Origin of the sequence: Streptomyces sp. CWNU-52B (assembly GCF_047444975.1) — a bacterium.
In the GTDB taxonomy this organism is placed as follows: Bacteria; Actinomycetota; Actinomycetes; order Streptomycetales; family Streptomycetaceae; genus Streptomyces.
Genome location: NZ_JBLFJV010000007.1, coordinates 82,587 through 101,733 on the forward strand (window position 1 = coordinate 82,587; position 19,147 = coordinate 101,733).

The 19,147-nt window shown below is 74.1% G+C and carries 16 protein-coding genes; 13 read left to right on the forward strand and 3 right to left on the reverse strand.

Annotated elements, in window-relative coordinates; all coding sequences use genetic code 11:
- Positions 1-15 precede the first annotated feature (15 nt).
- The 3 genes from rpmB to ACLVWQ_RS09885 all read left to right on the forward strand — a co-directional run bounded on the left by rpmB (position 16) and on the right by ACLVWQ_RS09885 (position 1,321).
- Positions 16-252: a 50S ribosomal protein L28 gene (gene rpmB / locus ACLVWQ_RS09875; RefSeq protein WP_414107924.1), complete on the forward strand. Its 237-nt coding sequence runs from the start codon at positions 16-18 to the stop codon at positions 250-252.
- Positions 252-557 (forward strand): 30S ribosomal protein S14, encoded by a 306-nt coding sequence (rpsN, locus tag ACLVWQ_RS09880; RefSeq protein ID WP_414107925.1) that lies wholly within the window; start codon positions 252-254, stop codon positions 555-557. Before rpmB ends, rpsN begins: the two co-directional genes overlap by 1 nt.
- Positions 558-832: 275 nt before the next feature.
- Positions 833-1,321 (forward strand): hypothetical protein, encoded by a 489-nt coding sequence (locus ACLVWQ_RS09885; RefSeq protein WP_414107926.1) that lies wholly within the window; start codon positions 833-835, stop codon positions 1,319-1,321.
- Here ACLVWQ_RS09885 and ACLVWQ_RS09890 read toward each other — a convergent pair.
- Entirely contained in the window at positions 1,299-3,527 is a 2,229-nt protein-coding gene (locus ACLVWQ_RS09890) for an FUSC family protein (protein WP_414107927.1), read from the reverse strand. The two genes, ACLVWQ_RS09885 and ACLVWQ_RS09890, sit on opposite strands and share 23 nt — an antisense overlap.
- Before the next feature lie 165 nt (positions 3,528-3,692).
- Between ACLVWQ_RS09890 and ACLVWQ_RS09895 the strand changes: the two genes are divergently transcribed.
- On the forward strand, positions 3,693-4,247 hold the full coding sequence (locus ACLVWQ_RS09895) for a DUF4232 domain-containing protein (protein ID WP_414107929.1): 555 nt from the start codon (positions 3,693-3,695) through the stop codon (positions 4,245-4,247).
- 133 nt (positions 4,248-4,380) lie between these two features.
- Here ACLVWQ_RS09895 and ACLVWQ_RS09900 read toward each other — a convergent pair whose 3' ends face one another.
- Complete coding sequence (locus ACLVWQ_RS09900; protein WP_414107930.1) at positions 4,381-4,608, reverse strand: hypothetical protein; 228 nt, start codon at positions 4,606-4,608, stop codon at positions 4,381-4,383.
- A gap of 189 nt (positions 4,609-4,797) precedes the next feature.
- Positions 4,798-6,048 (reverse strand): DUF2786 domain-containing protein, encoded by a 1,251-nt coding sequence (locus ACLVWQ_RS09905; protein WP_414107931.1) that lies wholly within the window; start codon positions 6,046-6,048, stop codon positions 4,798-4,800.
- 97 nt (positions 6,049-6,145) lie between these two features.
- Here ACLVWQ_RS09905 and ACLVWQ_RS09910 point away from each other — a divergent pair, with 97 nt between their 5' ends.
- From ACLVWQ_RS09910 to pcaB, 9 genes are all read left to right on the forward strand, one after another.
- Complete coding sequence (locus ACLVWQ_RS09910; RefSeq protein WP_414107932.1) at positions 6,146-6,877, forward strand: Clp protease N-terminal domain-containing protein; 732 nt, start codon at positions 6,146-6,148, stop codon at positions 6,875-6,877.
- 96 nt (positions 6,878-6,973) lie between these two features.
- The gene (locus ACLVWQ_RS09915; protein WP_414107933.1) at positions 6,974-8,701 is read left to right on the forward strand and encodes a bifunctional 3'-5' exonuclease/DNA polymerase; all 1,728 of its coding nucleotides are present in this window, start codon (positions 6,974-6,976) and stop codon (positions 8,699-8,701) included.
- 205 nt (positions 8,702-8,906) lie between these two features.
- Positions 8,907-9,854 (forward strand): M56 family metallopeptidase, encoded by a 948-nt coding sequence (locus ACLVWQ_RS09920; RefSeq protein ID WP_414107934.1) that lies wholly within the window; start codon positions 8,907-8,909, stop codon positions 9,852-9,854.
- Between the two features lie 126 nt (positions 9,855-9,980).
- The gene (locus ACLVWQ_RS09925) at positions 9,981-10,967 is read left to right on the forward strand and encodes an NADPH:quinone reductase (RefSeq protein WP_414107936.1); all 987 of its coding nucleotides are present in this window, start codon (positions 9,981-9,983) and stop codon (positions 10,965-10,967) included.
- Between the two features lie 818 nt (positions 10,968-11,785).
- Positions 11,786-12,328 (forward strand): SRPBCC family protein, encoded by a 543-nt coding sequence (locus ACLVWQ_RS09930; RefSeq protein WP_414107937.1) that lies wholly within the window; start codon positions 11,786-11,788, stop codon positions 12,326-12,328.
- Between the two features lie 86 nt (positions 12,329-12,414).
- Positions 12,415-13,986: a class I adenylate-forming enzyme family protein gene (locus tag ACLVWQ_RS09935; RefSeq protein ID WP_414107938.1), complete on the forward strand. Its 1,572-nt coding sequence runs from the start codon at positions 12,415-12,417 to the stop codon at positions 13,984-13,986.
- A 113-nt stretch (positions 13,987-14,099) separates the two neighbouring features.
- Positions 14,100-15,368 (forward strand): FAD-dependent monooxygenase, encoded by a 1,269-nt coding sequence (locus ACLVWQ_RS09940; protein WP_414107939.1) that lies wholly within the window; start codon positions 14,100-14,102, stop codon positions 15,366-15,368.
- The gene (locus ACLVWQ_RS09945) at positions 15,365-17,347 is read left to right on the forward strand and encodes an FAD/NAD(P)-binding protein (protein WP_414107940.1); all 1,983 of its coding nucleotides are present in this window, start codon (positions 15,365-15,367) and stop codon (positions 17,345-17,347) included. The genes ACLVWQ_RS09940 and ACLVWQ_RS09945 overlap by 4 nt, the downstream gene beginning before the upstream one ends.
- Positions 17,344-18,852, forward strand: a complete 1,509-nt coding sequence (pcaB, locus tag ACLVWQ_RS09950; RefSeq protein ID WP_414107941.1) for a 3-carboxy-cis,cis-muconate cycloisomerase — start codon at positions 17,344-17,346, stop codon at positions 18,850-18,852. Before ACLVWQ_RS09945 ends, pcaB begins: the two co-directional genes overlap by 4 nt.
- Positions 18,853-19,147: the final 295 nt, after the last annotated feature.

Consider the following 19,147-nt stretch of genomic DNA (forward strand, 5'->3'; position numbering starts at 1 on the left):
GGTACGTCACTCACCATGTCCGCGCACTGCATGCTGACCGGGGCCCGGCCGGGCTTCGGCAACGCCATCTCCCACTCGCACCGGCGTACGTCGCGCCGCTTCGACCCCAACATCCAGAGCAAGCGCTACTGGCTGCCGAGCGAGGGCCGGTACGTACGGCTGAAGCTGAGCACCAAGGGCATCAAGACGGTCGACGTCCTCGGCGTCGAGGCCGCCGTGGCCCGGATCCGCGCCCGTGGGGTGAGGGTCTGATGGCCAAGAAGAGCAAGATCGCGAAGAACGAGAAGCGCCGGGAGATCGTCGCCCGGTACGCCGCGCGCCGGGCGGAGCTGAAGGAGATCGTCCGCCGCCCCTCCTCGACGGACGCCGAACGGCTGGACGCCAGGCGGGAGTTGGAGCGCCAGCCGCGCGACGCCAGCGCCACGCGCGTACGCAACCGGGACAGCGTGGACGGACGGCCGCGCGGGTATCTGCGGACGTTCGGGCTGTCGCGCGTGAATCTGCGCGAGCAGGCGCACAAGGGGTTCCTGCCGGGGGTGCGGAAGTCCTCCTGGTAGGCGCGAGCGTCGGCGGCGGGGGTCCGGCTGGGGTGTCGGCGGCGGGTGTGTGGGGGCGGGTGTGTGGGGGCGGGCCGCGCGGTTCCCCGCGCCCCTTTCGGGGCGCGCCCGTCGCCCAGGAGGCCGAAAGGAACGGCTGATAGCTTGCTGCGGTCGTTCCGGTGGCATCGGCGCCACCGGCGACTCGTCCGGCCAGACCCCTGGGGGCTTCAGTGAATTCGGCGACTTCGGCGACTTCGGCCATCCGCTCTCGCGAGCGGGGGCGGATCACGGCCGTGGCGGCGGCGTTGACTGCCGCGCTCGTCCTGACCACGGGGTGCAGCGGTGACGGCGACGACGGTGGCGGTGACTCGCCCTCCGGGACGAGCGCGGCGCCGACCGGGTCGGCGGACACCGGCGGGAGCTCCGGTGACGGCTCCAGCGACAGCTCCGGTGGCGGTACGGCCAAGGCCGACGCGTTGGAGGGCAGCTGGCTGACCACCAAGGACGGCAAGGCCGTGGCCCTGATGATCACCGGCGAGCAGGCCGCGCTGTTCTCGACGAGCGGGTCCGTGTGCAGCGGCGGCGCCGAGGAGAGCGGGGGCATGCGGATGCTCGCGCTGAAGTGCACCGACGGGAACAAGGACCGCGCCGAGGGCATGGTCGACTCCGTCAGCTCCACGACCCTGAAGGTCACCTGGGAAGGCTTCGGCGAGGAGACGTACACCAGGTCCGAGGGCGGGAGCCTGCCGTCCGGGCTGCCTACGGCGAGTCCGGGTTCCTGACACCGCCGGCTTCGGCTTCTCGGGCGGCGGAGTCCGGCGGGTCCGCCGGGTCCGGCGGCCTCGTGGACGATCCCGTCCCGTCGAGCGTCATGGGCAGTACGGCGCTGTCGAGGGCCTCGGACAACTCGATGAGGGCGTCGAGGACGCGGAGCGCGGCGTCGCGTACGAACGTGTCGTTGTCGGGGGTGGCGGGCGCCCCGGGGTTCCCGCTCGTCACCTCGGCGTCCTCCGCGTCCCAGGCCTCCACCGCGGTGCGTACCGCGTCCCACGTGGGGATCCGGCGCTCGCGGACGGCCTTGGCGCCCTGCTCGGTGGTCTCGCGCAGGGCCTCGGCGAGCGCGGCGGCTCTCGGGACCGGACTCGCGCCGCGTTCCGGGAGATGGGCCTCCAGGAGCATCGCGAAACGGCCCAGTTGGGCCACCGCGTCCTCGGCGTCGTCGGCGGCGGTCCTGGACAGGCCCCGGTGGCGGACCGGCTCGGCGGTGGCCCGCGCCACGGCGGTGTGCCAGGACGCGCGGGCGGTGCGCGCGGTGAGCAGGGCCTCCCGTACGTCCGCCGCGTTCCGCAGCGCCGGGTCGGCGTAGGCGTCGAAGACCACCGCCGCGTAACTGCCCTGCGCCGCCAGCCAGTCCGCGAGACGGGTGCGCAGGCGCGGGGTCTCCCACGCCGGGTAGACGGCGTACGCGAGCATCGCCAGCAGTCCGCCGAGCAGGGTCAGCACGACCCGTTCGGGCACGGTCTGGGTCCACTGTTCGCCGCCCATGCCGAGCAGGAAGACGACGTACGCCGCGATACAGCCCTGGGCGGCGAACTGGCCCGTGCGCATGAGCAGGTACATCAGCGCGGCGCTCGCCACGGCGAGGGTGCCGGAGAGGTACGTGCCCGGGTCGGCCAGCCGCACCACGGCCGTTGCCACGGCCACGCCGACGACGGTGCCGCCGAGGCGCGCCACCGCCCGGCTGTACGTCTGGGAGAAGTCCGGGCGCATGACCATGACCGAGGTCAGCGGGGCCCAGTAGCCGTGGCCGAGGGGGAGCACGGAGCCGAGGACGTAGCCGGCGGCGGCGACCGCGGACACGCGTGTGGCGTGGCGGGTGATGGGGGAAGCCGTGCGGAGTTCCTTGCGCATGGACGTGAGCGCGGTCGGGATCAGGGTGAGGAGGGTGGGGCGGCTGCGGGAGCGGAGCGACGGGTCCTGGGCCTTCTCCCGGTCCTTCGGGGTGTTGCCGCCGGCCGTTTCCAGCACGTCCTGGAGGAGGGTGTCGAGGCGGGCCGCCGCACGGTAGGGGCGGCCGGTGAGGATGCTGCCGGTGTCCGGGGTGCGGAAGGTCGCCAGGGCCGCGGCCGGGACGTTCACGCGCTCGCCCCGGCGGATCGCGTGGGCCGCCACGTCGAGGACGGCACCGGCGGCGGCGAGCAGTTCACGGACGCGGTCGCGGGCGTGACCGTCCACCGGGACGCCCGTCGCCGGGTCGGCGAGGGAGGCGAGGACCGGGCGGATGCGCTCGGCGACACCGCGGGCGCCGTGGAGTTCGGCGGGCCGGCGGCGGGCCTGGCGGGGGGTGACGGCGGCCGCGTTGCGGGCCTCCATCAGGGGCAGCGGGTCGAAGGGCGCGACGGGGTCGTGGCGCAGGCGGCGCGCGTAGTCCGCCTCGGCGGCCAGGGCGTCGGCGAGCGCGTCACGGTGGGCGCCCCAGCGCCGTACGGGGAACACCACGATCAGCGCCGCCTGGACGACACCGCCCAGGATCATCATGGCGGCGTGGCCCGCGGCCTGGGCGACGGAGGTCGGCAGGGTGACCGTGACCAGCATGATCGCCACGTTCGAGGTCGCGATCAGGCCGATGGTCGGGCCCGCGGCCCAGCTCATCCCCGCCACGAACGTCCACACCACGAGCAGCGCGAGGAAGAGCGGCTCCTGGGAGACCGTGAGGTAGGCGAGGAACGTGGACACGGCGAGGCTCGTGCCGGAGGCCAGGGCCAGTTCGGGGCGGGGGCGCCAGCTGCGCTGGAACGTCGCGATCGCCGCCTGGAACGCGCCGAACGCCGAACTCGCGGCCACGGCGGGACCGAAGACCCACAGGCTCACCGCGATCACGATCGCGAGCCCCACCGCTCCGCGTACCGCGACGAGGGGTTCGAGCCGTGTCCGCTCCACGGCGAGCCCCGAGCGCGCGGTGTCCTTAAGCGCTCGTCGCCAGCTCACCGCGCCAGCGTACGGGAGGGCGCGGAGCGGGCGGGGCATCCGGCGCCGGGCAGGCGGGGAGGGTCGGCCGGCGGTGGAATCCGGGGGCGGCGGACCGCATGATGATCTACGGACACAGCGCGGCGACTTCAGCGCCGACTCGACTCGAAGGCCAGAGGAAAACCCATGCGCACCCTGCCCACAGCCGTCACCGCACTCGCGGCGACGCTCGCTCTGACCCTGACCGCCTGTGGCGGCGACGACGGTGGCGGCGGTGACGAGAAGACCGGCGGCAAGGAGAAGGCCGGTTCCTCCACGGCCTGCGCGGCCGGCGAACTGGGTCAGGAGGTCGTCGCCAGCGAGGCCCCGGCCGCGGGCGACACCGGAACCGTCTCCGTGACGCTCACCAACGACTCCGGTGCCGACTGCACGCTGGAGGGCTTCCCCACCGTCGGCCTCGACGCCGGCGGCACCGCCCTGCCCGTCGCTCAGGAGAAGTCCGCGGAGCCGGAGAAGCTGACCGTGAAGCAGGACGAGACGGCCGGTTTCACGATCACGTACGTACGAGGGCCCGCGGGTGACGCCGCCGAGAGCGCCGCCGTGAAGAGCGTGAAGTTCGCACTGCCCGGCGCCGCCGCCGACGCCGGTCTGTCCTTCGCCTGGAAGTACGGCGAGGTGGCCCTGCGCGGCGCGGGTGAGCCGGACGCGTCGGTGACGCCGCTCCAGCGGGCGGGCGACTGACGGGAAGCCGCGTTTCGGCTCGGGCGAAGCGTGCGGGGGACGGCCGGTGGGACCGTCCCCCGCACAAAGGCGCCGTGGTGCGTCGGGCGCTGTGCTTCGTCAGGCGCTGTGGTGCGTCGGGCGCTGTGGTGCGTCAGCGTCCGAAGGTGTTGCCGAACTGCGCCTGCCCGAACTCGCCCGCCCAGTGGGACTCCACACAGCCGTTGCCGTAGAAGGCGTGGCCGCCGCCCGCGCCCGCGATCTGGCCGCAGGCCCGGAAGTCGCCCTCGTTGCGGTGGCCGTCGTGGTCGGTGGCGAGGGCCGAGCCGGCACTGCCCAGGATCGCGGCGGCCGCGAAGACGCCGGCAAGGATGGTACGCATACGCATGGTTGCTCCCGATGGAGAGGTGTGGAGAGGTGTACGGACGCATGAGCGGGATGTCCGGCCGCGCGATCGCACGCCCTCACCGCCCTTGCACTCAGGATCATGGCGGGCGGTTCCGTCGACACGCACAAATGACCCAAACGTGGGCCCGTCGGGCACGTGGCTCGGGCGGCTCGGGCGACCGAGTCAGGGGCGGCGCAGTGGCGGACGTGCCCTCACCTGGGCGCGGTCGGCCGCGGCGGAGCCCTCCTCCCAGCCGGCCGCGTCGTTCACCCCGCGCATCCTGGTCGTGACGGTGTCGGGGAACATGCGCTCCGCCTCGTCCGTGACCGCGGCGTCGCGCGCCGCGAGGACCGGCAGCAGCTCCCCCTCCGTGGCGGCCGCCTCCCCGTCGTCCGTGGCGGAGGAGGTGGCGGTGGCCTGGCCCTCGGCGACGTCGGCCGCGTCGGCGAGCCGATCGCCGATGCGATGCGCGTACGCGGCGAGGAATGACTGCCGGAAGGACTTCGTACGCTTCCTGCCGCCCGCGCGCTGGGCCGCCTCCGCCTTCGTCATCGCGGCCGTAGCCTGCACGAGGAGCGAGGTGTAGAGGAGTTCGACCGCCTCCAGGTCGGGCTCGAAGCCGACGACGGTGGAGAAGCCGAACCCCTCGTTCCACACCGCACGGCAGCGGTTCGCCCCGGCCACCGCGGCGAGGAGGACCGCCTTGGCGGTCTCGTACGGCGCGTCGACGCCGATGCGGCAGGCACCGGGCGCGTCCTTGGACTGCGTGCGGGACGCGAGCAGCGCCTCGTCGATGCTGTGCCGCGCCATCAGCTCCTGGGCCTTGGCGCTCAGCGCCTCCGCCTCCTCCGGGAAACCGGTCGCCTCCGCCTTGGCGAGGAGGGCGCGGATACGGGTGAGCATGCGGGCGGCCGGGGTTCCGCGCGGGACGGCGGCTCCCGCGGACGCGCGGGGAGCACGGGATGCGCCGGGTACGCCGGATATGTGCGCGTCCAGCGGTTCCAGGGAGGGCAGGCGCAGCAGCAGGCGGTACAGCTCCAGGGCGGCGGTCGCGTACGAGAAGCGGTCCGTGCGGGGCGCTCCCGGCCCGGTGTCGGACCCGTCCGGCCCGTTCGTCGCGTGCAGTTCGTCGAGTTGTGCCGCCCAGCGTGGGCCCCGGGGGGCGCGGTCCCGGCCGGCCTCGGCGAGGACCAGCTCCGTCACGAGGCGTTCGTGCACGTCGTCCAGCTCGCGCCGCACGATCCGTACGACATCGGCGGGCTGCCAGCCGCGCCGCCAGGCCGCCGCGACGAACTCCTCGCCGCGGCGCGCGAGTTCGGCGTCGGAGGCGGGGTCGGCGGCGAGCAGGGAGGCGCCGGTGTCGAGGGCCGCGTCGGAGTCGGCGTAGAGGGCGGCTGCGAAGGCGCGCTCCACCGTGGTGGACGTACTACTCATGCGTCGATCGTGTCATGGGCGGGGGCCTGTCCTGGGCGCCCGAACAAGGTGTCAACGCGAGGTTGACACCCCCACACTGTCAACCTACGGTTGACACATGACCACGAATCCACGAGCCACCACCTCCGTACGCCTCGACGACCTCATCGAGGCCATCAAGAAGGTCCACGAAGACGCCCTCGACCAGCTCCAGGACGCGGTGATCGCCGCGGACCACCTCGGCGACGTGGCCGATCACCTGATCGGGCACTTCGTGGACCAGGCCCGGCGCTCGGGCGCGTCCTGGACCGACATCGGCAGGAGCATGGGGGTCACCCGGCAGGCGGCCCAGAAGCGGTTCGTACCGAAGGCCGAGTCGGACCTCGACCCGAGCCAGGGCTTCAGCCGCTACACACCACGGGCCAGGAACGTGGTGATCGCCTCCCAGAACGAGGCCAAGAACGCGGGCAACGACATGATCCGCACCGAGCACCTGGTCCTCGGCCTGATCGCCGACCCGGCGGGGCTCGGGGCGCAGGCGGTCACCGCACAGGGCGTCACCCTGGACGCGGTGCGCGAGGCCGCGACCGCCGCCCTGCCGCCGCGCGCCGCGGACGTGCCCGCGCTCATCCCCTTCGACAGCAACGCCAAGAAATCCCTCGAACTCACCTTCCGCGAGGCCCTGCGCCTGGGCCACAACTACATCGGTACGGAGCACCTCCTGCTCGCCCTGCTGGAGCACGAGGCCGGCGCGGGCCTCCTCAGCGGGCTCGGCGTCGACAAGACGGCGGCCGAGGCGAACATCGCGAAGGCGCTGGAGAAGGTACGGGAGTCCCTCCAGGAGGACTGAGGAACTGGCGGGACGGGCGGGACTGAGGAGCCGGCAGGGCCGCCCTGAACACGCGTTTCGGGACCGTTGTCAGACCCTCCTGCGAGACTCGGAATCATGACCGACCGGTGGGCCCTCGCGCCGGCCGAGGACGGCGGCGCCGAGCTCGCCCCCCTCGGCCCCGACGGGCTGCCCGCCGGACCGCTCCTGCGGGAGCCGGACCTCGCCGAGTCGGTCCGCTCCCGGCCGGACGTCACCCGCTGGGTGTGGCGGGCGACGGCGGAGGTCTACCCACGGCTGCGCGCCGAGGGCGTCCGCGTGGAGCGGTGTTACGACCTGGAGGCGGCCGAGACCCTCCTGCTCGGCCACGAGGGGCGGCTCGGCGAGCCCCGTTCCGCCGCCGCGGCCCTGGCGAGGCTGCGCGGCGGCCCCGTACCGCCCGATCCCCCGCACCGCTCGGCCGAGCCCGGCTCGCAGTCCTCCCTCTTCGAGCCGCGCCCCGTCCACGTACCGCTGGCCCAGCTCATCGAGGTGTACGAGCACCAGCAGCGAAGACACGACGCGACCGCGCACCCCGAGCGGATGCGGCTGCTCACCGCCTCCGAGTCGGCGGGCATGCTCGTGGCCGCCGAGATGAACGAGACCGGGCTGCCGTGGAGCACGGACGTGCACCGCGAGGTCCTGCACGACCTGCTCGGCGAGCGGTACACGGGCGGCGGTGAGCCACGGCGGCTCGCCGAGCTGACGGAGGAGGTGTCGGCCGCGTTCGGGCGCCGGGTGCGGCCCGATCTGCCCGCGGACGTCGTCAAGGCCTTCGCGCAGGCCGGGATCAAGGTGAGGTCCACGCGCCGCTGGGAGATCGAGACCATCGACCACCCGGCCGTGAAGCCGCTGATCGAGTACAAGAAGCTGTACCGGATCTGGGTCGCCCACGGCTGGTCGTGGCTCCAGGACTGGGTGCGGGACGGGCGGTTCAGACCGGAGTACCAGGCGGGCGGCACCGTCACCGGCCGCTGGGTGACCAACGGCGGCGGCGCGCTGCAGATCCCCAAGGTCATACGCAGGGCCGCGGTCGCCGACCCCGGCTGGCGGCTCGTCGTGGCGGACGCCGACCAGATGGAGCCGCGCGTCCTGGCCGCGATCTCCCGCGACCCCGGCCTGATGGAGGTGGCGGGACGGGAGAGCGACCTCTACCAGGCCGTCTCCGACCGGGCCTTCTCCGGCGACCGCGCGCAGGCGAAGCTCGCCGTCCTCGGCGCGATCTACGGCCAGACGTCCGGCGACGGCCTCAAGAACCTCGCGCTGCTGCGCCGCCGCTTCCCCAGGGCCGTGGCGTACGTGGACGACGCGGCGCGGGCGGGCGAGGAGGGCCGGCTCGTACGGACCTGGCTGGGCCGCACCTGCCCACCGGCGGCCGGGTCCGAGTCCGCCGGGGAGGAGGCGGGGATCCCGGACAGCGAGGAGACGGGTGGCCGGGTGGAAGGGGAAGGGGAAGGGGACAGGGAAGGCGCCGGTGCCGCCCAGGACTGGGTGCCGGGGTACGCGTCGAGCAACTCCCGCGCCCGGGGCCGCTTCGCGCGAAACTTCGTGGTGCAGGGCAGCGCCGCCGACTGGACCCTTCTCGTCCTCGCCGGGCTCCGCCGGACCTGCCGGGACATGGCTGCCGAACTGGTCTTCTTCCAGCACGACGAGGTGATGGTGCACTGCCCGGCGGAGGAGGCCGACCGGGTGGTCGAGGCGATCAGGGAGGCGGCGGAGCTGGCGGGACGGCTGACGTTCGGGGAGACGCCGGTGCGGTTCCCGTTCACGACGGCGGTGGTGGAGTGCTACGCGGACGCGAAGTGACCGGTCCCACGGCCCCCCTCCGTCACCGGATCACCCGTGCCGCGCGGCACTCTCGCGGCCCCGGTGGCGGGTAGCGTGTCCCCGACCCGGCGACCGAGCGGGCGGAGCGGGTCGAGCGGACTGAACAGACCGAACGGGTCGCACGGACCACACGGATCGCACGGGCCACAGTGGCCACCGGGACCGAGGGGAAGGGGCCCACACCATGACCGTATCCATCTCCCTCATGCTGATGGCGGTCGTCGCCCTGACCGCCGCGGTCGCGGCCCCCCGCGTCCTGACCCGCGCCTCCTGGCCCGAGCGGGAACCCGTACTCGCGCTGTGGGTGTGGCAGTGTCTGGTCGCCACGGTCCTGCTGTGCTGTCTGGCATCGCTCCTGCTGAGCGCCTCCGCCGTCTTCCACACCGTGCGCGCCCATGTCTTCGCGCCCGCGCCGGCCTCCGTCACCGCGGCGTACGACCTGGCCGCCGCCCCGGCCTGGACCACCGCGCTGACACTCCTGCTGGCCGGCGGCGCCGCCTGGACCACGGCCATGCTCGCCCGCGAGGTGGTCGAGGCCCGCAGGCGCGGCCACCTGCGCCGCGAGCACCTGCGCGAACGCGCCCCCGAGCTGCCGCCGGGCCTGCCGGCCTCGCGCGGCCCGCTCCTCGTGCTGGAGGACGAGTACCCGGACGCCTGGTGGATGCCGGGCAGCCCGCCCCAGCTGGTCGTCACCACGGGCGCCCTGCACCGCCTCACCGCTCACCAGCTGGACGCCATCCAGGCCCATGAGCTCGGCCACGCGCGCGCCCACCACGACTGGCTGCTGCACCTCTCCCAGGCGCTGGCCGGCGGCTTCCCCGGCATCCCGGTCTTCAGCCACTTCCGCGACCAGACCCACCGCCTCGTCGAACTCTCCGCCGACGACACGGCATCGCGCCGCTGCGGGCACCGCACCACCGCGCTGGCCCTCATCGAGCTGAACCAGCACCGGGGCGTACTCTCCTGCGCCACCCCCAGGCCCCTGCTCCACCAGCGCGTGGAACGCCTCCTGGACCCCCCGCCCCGCCTCACCAGATCCCGCCGCACGGGCACGACGACGGCGGCGGCCCTGGCCCCGCTCGTGCCGTTGCTCATCGCTTTCGGGCCGGCGTTGGCGACGTTGGCGACTTAGCGGACGACGCTCACCTTGAATCGGTGCGGGGTGCGGGGTGCGGTCGGCCGGTTGGTCGGCTCGGTCGTGACAAAGTGACCCGGCGTGCCCGGCGGGCGAGCCGCCCGTGGTGTCACCATGTGGCCCATGCAGGCTGCGTACATCGATGACTTCGGGCCGCCGGAGACCATTCGCCACGGCGAACTGCCGCCTCCCGTGCCGGGGCCGGCGGATGTCCTGGTCGACACCCTCGCCGTCTCCGTCAACCCGGTGGACACCTTCGTCCGGGCCGGTACGTGGCGGACGCGGGTGACCTTCCCGTTCGTGATCGGCCGCGATCTCGTGGGCACGGTCGCCGCCGTGGGGCCCGGTGCGGCCGGGTTCTCCGTCGGCGACCGGGTCTGGTGCAACAGCCTCGGGCACGACGGCCGGCAGGGTGCCGCGGCCGAGCAGGCCGTGGTGCCGGCGGACCGTCTGTACCACCTGGCCGACGCGGTGCGGCCGACGGACGCGGTGGCCGTGTTCCATCCGGCGGCCACGGGGTATCTCGCGCTGTTCACCCACGGCCGGCTCCGGGCCGGCCAGACCGTCCTCGTCGCGGGCGCCGGCGGCAACGTGGGCGGCGCGATGGTCGTACTCGCCGCCGAAGCCGGTGCGCGGGTGCTCGCCACCGCCCGGCCCGAGGACGAGGAGCACTGTCTGCGGCTCGGTGCGACGGCGGTCGTCGACTACCGCGATCCCCGGCTCCGGGAGCGCGTCCGGGACCTGTCGCCGCACGGTGTCGACCTGATCGTCGACACCTCCGGGCACAACGACATGGAGACCGCGGTCGAGTTGCTGGCCTTCCGCGGCCGTGTCGTGCTCCTCGCCGGTCTCCGGTCACGGCCGGTGCTTCCGGTCGGCCCGCTCTACCTCAAGGACGGCTCCGTCACCGGCTTCGTCATCTCGCGCGCCACCACCGCCGAACTCGCCGACGCCGCACGCACCCTCAACCGGCTGCTGTCGACCGGGCTGCTGCGGGCCCGAGCGGTGGAGGAGCAGCCGCTGAGCACCGCGTCCGAGGCCCACGCCCGGCTGGAACGGGGCGAGTTGCACGGCAGACGGATCGTGCTGCTCCCGGACCGACTGACCTGAAGGCCGGTGTGTGACGCTCACCCGTCCACAGCGCGCGCCCTGAAGACGGGGTGCGTGAAGCTCGCACGTCCCAAGAGGCGCGTGTGCTGAAGGCCGCGCGCCTGAGGCCGCGCGCCCGGGACCGCGTGCCTGAACGAACCCACCGGGTCCGAGGCGGCCGGTCCCGGAGCAACAGGTCCGGGGAGGCGGGTCCCAGGCGCCGGATCCGGGGCGGCCCATCCAAGGTGGCCGACCCGAGGCGGCCGGTCCGAAGTGGTGGGTCCGAGGCGCCAGGTCCAGGGCGGCCGACCCCAGACGCCGGGTCCGAGACGGCCGATCCCGGAGCGACAGGTCCGGGGAGGCCGGCCCAGGCACCAGGTCCGAGGCGGCCGGTCCGAGGCCGCCGGTCCAAGACAGCCGGTCCGAAGTGGCGGTCAGAGGCGGCCGGTCCGGGGCAACAGGTCCAGGGAGGGCCGGCCCAGGCACCGGGTCCGGAGCAACAGGTCCGAGGCGGCCAGCCCGAAGTGGCAGGTCCGAGGCGCCGGATCCAAGGCGGCCGATCCGGGGCGGCCGATCCGGGGCGCCGGGTCCAGGGCGGCCAGGTCCGGAGGAACAAGTCCAGGGAGGCGGGTCCCAGGCGCCAGGTCCGGAGCGCCAGGTCCGGAGCGGCCGATCCGAGGTAGCCGGTTCAGCCCCAAGCAGCCGGTTCAGCCCGGGGCCCGCGGTGCGCCTCCCTCCCCCTTCCCTGCTCCTCCCCTGCTCCTCCCCCCAAGGCCGACTTGACGGACCCGGGTGACCGTCGTTGACCCGTTCCTGCTCCGCTGGTCACGCTCTCGACCATGACGCATACCGAAGCCGAGCAAGCCACGCTCTTCCGGATCAGTGCCCGGACCGAGGTCGCCGCCTCGGCGGCCGACGCGTACGCCGTCGTCAGCGATCTGCCGCGCTGCGGCGAGTGGAGCACCGAGTGCAGGGGCGGGACCTGGATCTCCGGGACGCCCTCGGCGGTGGGCGCGGTCTTCCGGGGGGAGAACCACCGCGCCGAGGACGTGGTCGCCTGGGCGCCCGTCGTGCGCGGCGAGTGGACCACCGAGGCGGAGGTCGTCACGGCCGAGCCCGGCCGCTCCTTCCGCTGGGCGATGCGCGACAGCGCCGGCCGGCGCCAGGAGAGCGTCTGGGGCTTCGACATCGAGGCCACCGACCACGGCTGCGCCGTGACGCACCACTTCCGGATGGGAGCGCCCACCGAAGGCATCCGCGGTATCACCGCCGGCATGGACGCCACGGAACGCCGGCGCTTCTTCAGCGACTGGTCGGCCAAGGTGAACGCCGACATGACCGCCACCGTCCACCGCGTCAAAGCGGTGATCGAGGCCGACTGACCAGCGGGACGCAGGACGCCCGTCCTGGAACCCGAGACCCCCGAGAACCCGAGTTCTCCGCAGCGACCGGCGAGAGGGTGCACACCATGCTGCTGCAGCGCATAGGAAACCGTGGAATCAGGCTGGGAACGCTCTTCGACCGCGCCGCGTCCCGGCATCCCGCGAACGTCATGATCTTCGACCACGACCTGGACGTGGCACCGGAACTCGGCCGCCGGGCCACCGTCGCGGAAATGGCGGACCTCGTCGCGGACCAGGCCTCCCGGCTGTGGGCGGCCGGGGTGCGCCCCGGTGAACGCGTCGTGATCCACAAGTCCGACAGCTTCGACATCACCCTGCTCGCCTGCGCGGTCGCCCGTACCGGCGCGGTACCGGTGCTGCTCTCCCCGCAGCTCGACGGCGGCACCGTGGCCGAGCTGGTGCGCCGGGCCGACCAGCCCCACCTCCTGACCGACGGGGCGAAGCTGGCGCAGGAGCTTCCCGACTCGGTCTTCGGCCTGGCCCGGAGCGTCCTGCTCACCTCAGGCCGGCACGAGCGCGCCGCCGAACTCGCGGGCTTCGCGGGGGCCCGGCGCGTCGACCCGGTCACCATGCCGCCCGACCACCCCACGTTGATCACGCACACCTCCGGGACGACCGGAGTGCCCAAGCTGGCGGTGCACACCGGGCGCACCCTGCAAGCGCGGTACCGCCCGCAGCGGCTGGCGATCGCGCCCGTGATCCGCAAGCGGGAGACCATCGCGATCCATGTCTCCTTCGTGCACTCCCGGCTGTTCACCGCGCTCGCCATCTCCCTGCTCAACGGCTTCCCGATCGTCGTGCTCAACGACTCGGACCCGGCGCGGGCCGCCGACCTCTTCGCGCGGCTGCGCCCCGGCATCCTCGAGGCCCACCCCAACGCGTTCATGCGCTGGGAGGAACTGGCCGACGACCCGCGCCACCCGCTCGGCAACGTGAAGCTGTTCAGCAGCACCTTCGACGCCATCCACCCGCGCACGGTCCACCGGCTGCTGCGCGCCTCCCGGCGCAGGGCACCGCTCTTCGGCCAGCTGTACGGGCAGAGCGAGGTGGGTCCCACCGTGGTGCGTGCCTTCACCGGGCGGCACCGGCCGGACGCGGACGGGCGGTGTGTCGGCGTGCCCTTCCCCGGGATGACCGACGTCCGGGTGGTCAGCCGCGACGGACAGCCGCCCTCGGAGCGGAACCCCGGTCACATCGAGGTGCGCAGCGACGGCCGGATCATCACGTACCTGGGTGAATCCGAGCGCTACGGACGGCAGTTGAACGACGGCTGGTGGCGCATGGGTGACGTGGGCTACCGGACCAGGTGGGGCTGCCTCCATCTGCTCGACCGCGAGGTGGACCTGATCCCGGGGTTCGGCAGCACGCTCGCGGCCGAGGACGCCCTGCTGGCGAGGCTCGGCCGGCTCTCCGAGGTGATCATCGTGCCGAACGGGGACGGTGCCGCCGTACCGGTGGTGTGCACCAAGGACGACGAGCCCGTGAGCCCGGAGGAGTGGCGCGGGGCCGTGGCCGGGCTGCCCCCGATGGCCGACCCGGTGCACTGGCGGCTGGCCGACCTGCCGCAGACCGCGACCACGAAGATCAAGCGGCTCGAACTGGCGAAGCTGCTGACAGCCACCGCCCAGTCCGAGTGATCGGACGGCCGGATGAGCGGACGGCCGAATGAGCGGACGGCCGAATGACCAGGGCCGTCGAAATGACCCGACACCCGACAGTCGAGTGGCCTGACGGCCGGACAGGGGCGGACATGGCGAGGATGATCATCGTCGGGGGCGGTATCGGCGGACTCGCCGCGGCCGTCGCCGTCGCCCGGCGCGGGCACCGCGCGGTCGTACTGGAACGCTCCGCCGACTTCGCCGAGATCGGCGCCGGGATCCAGCTGGCGCCCAACGGATTGCACGCGCTCGACCGGCTCGGTCTCGGCGAGGCCGTACGCGGCTGCGCGGTGCACATCGACGAACTGCGGTTCATGGACGGGGTGAGCGGCGAGCACGTGGTGAGCATGCCGCTCACCGGCGCCTACCGCCGCCGCTTCGGCAGTCCGTACGTCGTCGTCCACCGCGGCGAGCTGTACCGGCTGCTGCTGGACTCCTGCCGCCGCTCGGGCGCGATCGAGCTGCGTGCCCACAGCAGGGCCACCGGCTACCGCCAGGACGCCACCAGCGCGACCGTGCTCCTGGCGGACGGGACGCGGGTCACCGGCGACGCGGTGATCGGGGCCGACGGGATCCGGTCGGCGATCCGCGCCCAGCTCGTCGGCGACGGCGAACCCCGCGTGGCCGGCATCACCGTGTACCGGACGGTGGTCCCGATGGAGCGGGTCCCCGAGGAGCTCCGGTGGAACGCCGTGACCTGGTGGGCCGGTCCTGGCCGGCACTTCGTGCACTACGCGATCGCCGGCGGCCGGTACCTCAACCTCGCTCCGAGCATCGAGAACGGGGTCACCGAGGCCTTCGCCGGCGTACCCGTGGCGGCGCCCGAGGTGCTGGGCGCGTTCGCCGGTCTCGGTGCCACGGCCCGCCGGCTCCTGGCCCTGGGCGAGGAGTGGAAGTCGTGGTCGCTGGTCGACCGCGATCCGGTGGACCGCTGGACCGACGGCCGGGTGACGCTGCTCGGCGACGCCGCCCACCCGATGCTGCACTACGCCGCCCAGGGCGCCTGCCAGGCCCTGGAGGACGCCGTACTCCTCGGCGAGCTGCTCGACGTACCGCCGGACGCGGACGTCGGCGAGCGGTTCGAGAAGTACGCCGCCGAACGGCGGGAACGTACCGCCCGGTTGACGCTCGCCGCGCGGGCGAGCACCCGCCTGTGGCACCCCGCCGGGCCAGACGCGAAAGCGAGGAACGAGATGCTGTCGGCCATGTCCGCGACGGAACTCCACGATCACGTCGCGTGGATGCACGACGCCCACGGCGCCCACGCCGCCCGCGTAACCACTGAGACCCACGGAACCGACGGGACCGGTGAGGCACGCGGGACCCGCAGGACACTCGGTGCCCGGGGTGCGTGGACATGAGCGGCGGACATCTCGAAGTGTGCGTCGTCGGGGCCGGCCCCCGGGGACTGTGCGTCCTGGAGCGGCTGTGCGCCAACGAGCGCGCGGCACCGTCCCGCGCGTCGGTCACCGTGCACGTCGTCGACCCGGCCGCCCCGGGCGCCGGGGCCGTGTGGCGGACGGACCAGTCGCACCACCTGCTCACCAACACCGTGGCCTCGCAGATCACCGTGTACACCGACGCCGAGACCCGGATCGAGGGCCCGACGGAGCCGGGTCCGAGCCTGTACGAGTGGGCACGGGGCGTGGCCCGCCGGAGCGACCCCGACGAGGCCGGCGAGGAACTCCTCGGCGAGGCACGCGCGCTGGGCCCCGACTCCTATCCCACCCGCGCCCTGTACGGGCAGTACCTGCGGGTCTGCTTCCGGCGGGTGGTCGCCCACGCTCCGGAGCACGTCACCGTGCGGGTGCACCGCTCGCGGGCGGTGGCGATGGCGGACACCAGCGGTACGCCCGGTGGACCGCAGGGCATCCGGCTGGCGGACGGCACGCGGATCCACGGCCTGGACGCCGTGGTGCTGGCCCTGGGGCACCTCCCCGCGCAGTTGACGGCCCGCCAGGAACGGACCGCCAGCCTGGCCCGCATCCACCACCTCACCTATGTCACCCCGGCCAACCCGGCCGACGTCGACACGGAGTTCGCGGCGCCCGGCGAGCCGGTGCTGCTGCGCGGTCTTGGCCTGAACTTCTTCGACTACATGGCGCTGTTCACCGTCGGCCGCGAAGGCGTCTTCGAGCGGACCGGGGACGGTCCGGGCCGGCTGGTCTACCGGCCGTCGGGCCGGGAGCCGAAGCTGTACGCCAGTTCGCGTCGAGGAGTTCCGTACCACGCGCGCGGCGAGAACGAGAAGGGCGCGTTCGGCCGGCACACCCCGCGGCTGCTGACCCCACCGGTGATCGCACGGCTGCGCGGGCGGGCGGCGGCCGAGGACGGCGAGCGCGTGCGCTTCGAGACGGACGTGTGGCCGCTGATCGCCGCGGAGGTGGAGAGCGTCTACTACGGGACGCTGCTGTCCTCGCGGGGAACCGACCCCGAGCCGTTCGTCTCGGCCTACCTGCCGGCGTCGCCGCCGCGGCGGGCGGCGCTCCTGGACGAGTACGGTGTCGGCCCCGGCGTCCGCTGGGACTGGGACCGCCTGGCCCGGCCCTGGCTCGGCCGTGACTTCGCCGACCGCGCGGAGTTCCGCGCCTGGCTGCTGGAGTACCTGCGGCGGGACGTGCGGGAGGCGCGGGCCGGGAACGTGAGCAGCCCGCTGAAGGCCGCGCTGGACGTGCTGCGGGACCTGCGCAACGAGGTGCGGTCGGCCGTCGACCACGGCGGTCTGGAGGGCGGATCCCATCTCAACGAACTGGAGGGCTGGTACACGCCGCTCAACGCCTTCCTCTCCATCGGCCCGCCGGTCTCCCGGATCGAGGAGCTGACCGCGCTGATCGAGGCGGGCGTCCTGGAGCTCACCGGGCCCGGCACACAGGTGTGGATCGACACCGAGCAGCCGGCGTTCGTCGCCCGCTCGGCCCTCGTCCCCGGAGCGCCGGTGCTGTCCCGGCATCTGATCGAGGCCCGGCTGCCGCTGCCCGACGTGCGCCGCACCGCCGATCCCCTGCTGCGGCATCTGCTGCTCACCGAGCAGTGCCGCCCGTACCGCATCGACGGCGACTGCGGGGTCAGTCACGAGACCGGCGGCCTGGCCGTCACCGAGCGGCCGTGCCGGGTCGTCGACGGGCAGGGCCGCGCCCATCCGCGGCGGTTCGCCTACGGCGTCCCCACCGAGTCGGTGCACTGGGTGACGGCCGCCGGGGTCCGGCCCGGCGTCGACTCGGTGACGCTGGGGGACGGCGACGCGATCGCGCGCGCCGTGCTGTCCCTGGCCCCGGCACGGCGGGCCGTGGAGCGGCGCGTCGTGGCCGAGGACGCGCCTCTCACGGGAGTGATCGTATGACCGACGTACGCATCGAGTCCGCCGACCGCACCGAGGACACCGAGGACACCAACCCCGTCGACTCCGTCGGTTGCGTCGACTCCGGGCTGCTGTCCCCGGTCCGCGCGGGCACGCCCGCGGAGGCCGCGGTGTCCGACACCGCCTGGCTGCAGGCCGTGCTGGACGCCGAGGCCGCGCTGGCCAGGGCCCAGGCCCGGCTCGGCACGGTGCCCCGTACCGCGGCCGAGGCGATCACCCGGGCCGCCCGTGCCGACCGGTTCGAGCTGCGGGCGATCGCGGTCGGGGCGCGGGAGACCGCCAACCCCGTGGTCGGTGTGGTGCGGGCGCTCACCGACGCGGTCGGGGCGGTGGACCCGGCGGCGGCCGAGTACGTGCACCGGGGCTCCACCAGCCAGGACGTCTTCGACACGGGGATGATGCTGGTGGCGCGGCGCGCCCTGCGGCTGATCCTGCCGGACCTGGCGGAGACGGCCGCGGCGCTGGCGCGGCTGGCCGCCGAGCACCGGGACACGCCCATGGCGGGGCGGACCCTGGCCCTGCACGCGGTGCCGACGACGTTCGGCCTGAAGGCGGCGGGCTGGCGGCAGTTGGTCCTCGACGCCGCCCACCGGCTCGCCGTCGTGGACGCGACGCTGCCGGTGGCGCTCGGCGGCGCGGCGGGAACACTGGCCGGCTATCTGGCCTCGGCCGGGCTCACGGGGCCGGCGGCCGACGCGTATCCCGACCGGCTGGTCGAGGCCTTCGCCGAGGAGACCGGACTGGCCCAGCCGGTGCTGCCCTGGCACGCGCTGCGTTCGCCGGTGGCCGACCTCGGTGCGGCCCTGGCGTTCACCTGCGGTGCGCTGGGGAAGATCGCGGTCGATGTGCAGTCCCTGGCCAGGACCGAGGTCGCCGAGGTCGCCGAGCCGGGCGGGCCCGGCCGGGGCAGGTCCTCGGCCATGCCGCACAAGCGCAATCCGGTCCTGGCCACCCTGCTGCGCAGTGCGGCGCTCCAGGTGCCGCCCATGGCCGCCGGGCTGACGCAGTGCCTGGTCTCGGAGGACGAGCGTTCCGCGGGCGGCTGGCACGCGGAGTGGCTGCCGCTGCGCGAATGTCTCCGGCTGACCGGCGGTTCCGCCCATACGGCGGTGGAGCTGGCCCGTGGTCTGACGGTGAGTCCCCGACGGATGCGGGAGAACCTGGAGCTGACCGGTTCCCGGATCGTCGCCGAGCGCGTCGCCGCTGTCCTGGCCCCGCTGCGGGGCGTCGCGGAGGCCAGGCGCCTGCTCGACGACGCGTCCCGGGAGGCCGGGGAGACCGGCCGGCCGCTGGCGGAGGTCCTCGGCGCGGTGCCCGGTCTGGGGCTCGGCACCGCGGAACTGACGGCGCTGTGCGATCCGACCGGCTACACCGGCGCCGCGGGCACGCTCGTCGACCGAGCACTGCGCGCCGCCGCCCCTTCCCCACACACGCACCCCACACCGGGCAACCCACCGCCCCCGACAGCAGCGGGTCCCACAACCTGACCGCCGCGGCGCCCGACGCCCGACGCCCATGGTCCGACCGCCGCCGCAGGACGAGCGGCGGGGTCCGGTCAACACCGCGGATCAACACCGCGGGAGGAGCGACGGGGGACGAGCGACGGGATCCGACCGGCCCGGCCCGACCGACACGGCTGACCGACTCCGCACGACGACCGACGCGATCCGGCCGACGCCGCTGACCAACCCCACACGCCTAACGACACGGTGTCCGACAGCCCGGTCCGACCGGTGCCGCACGACGACCGGCGCAGTCCCGATCGGCTCCACGCGACGGTCG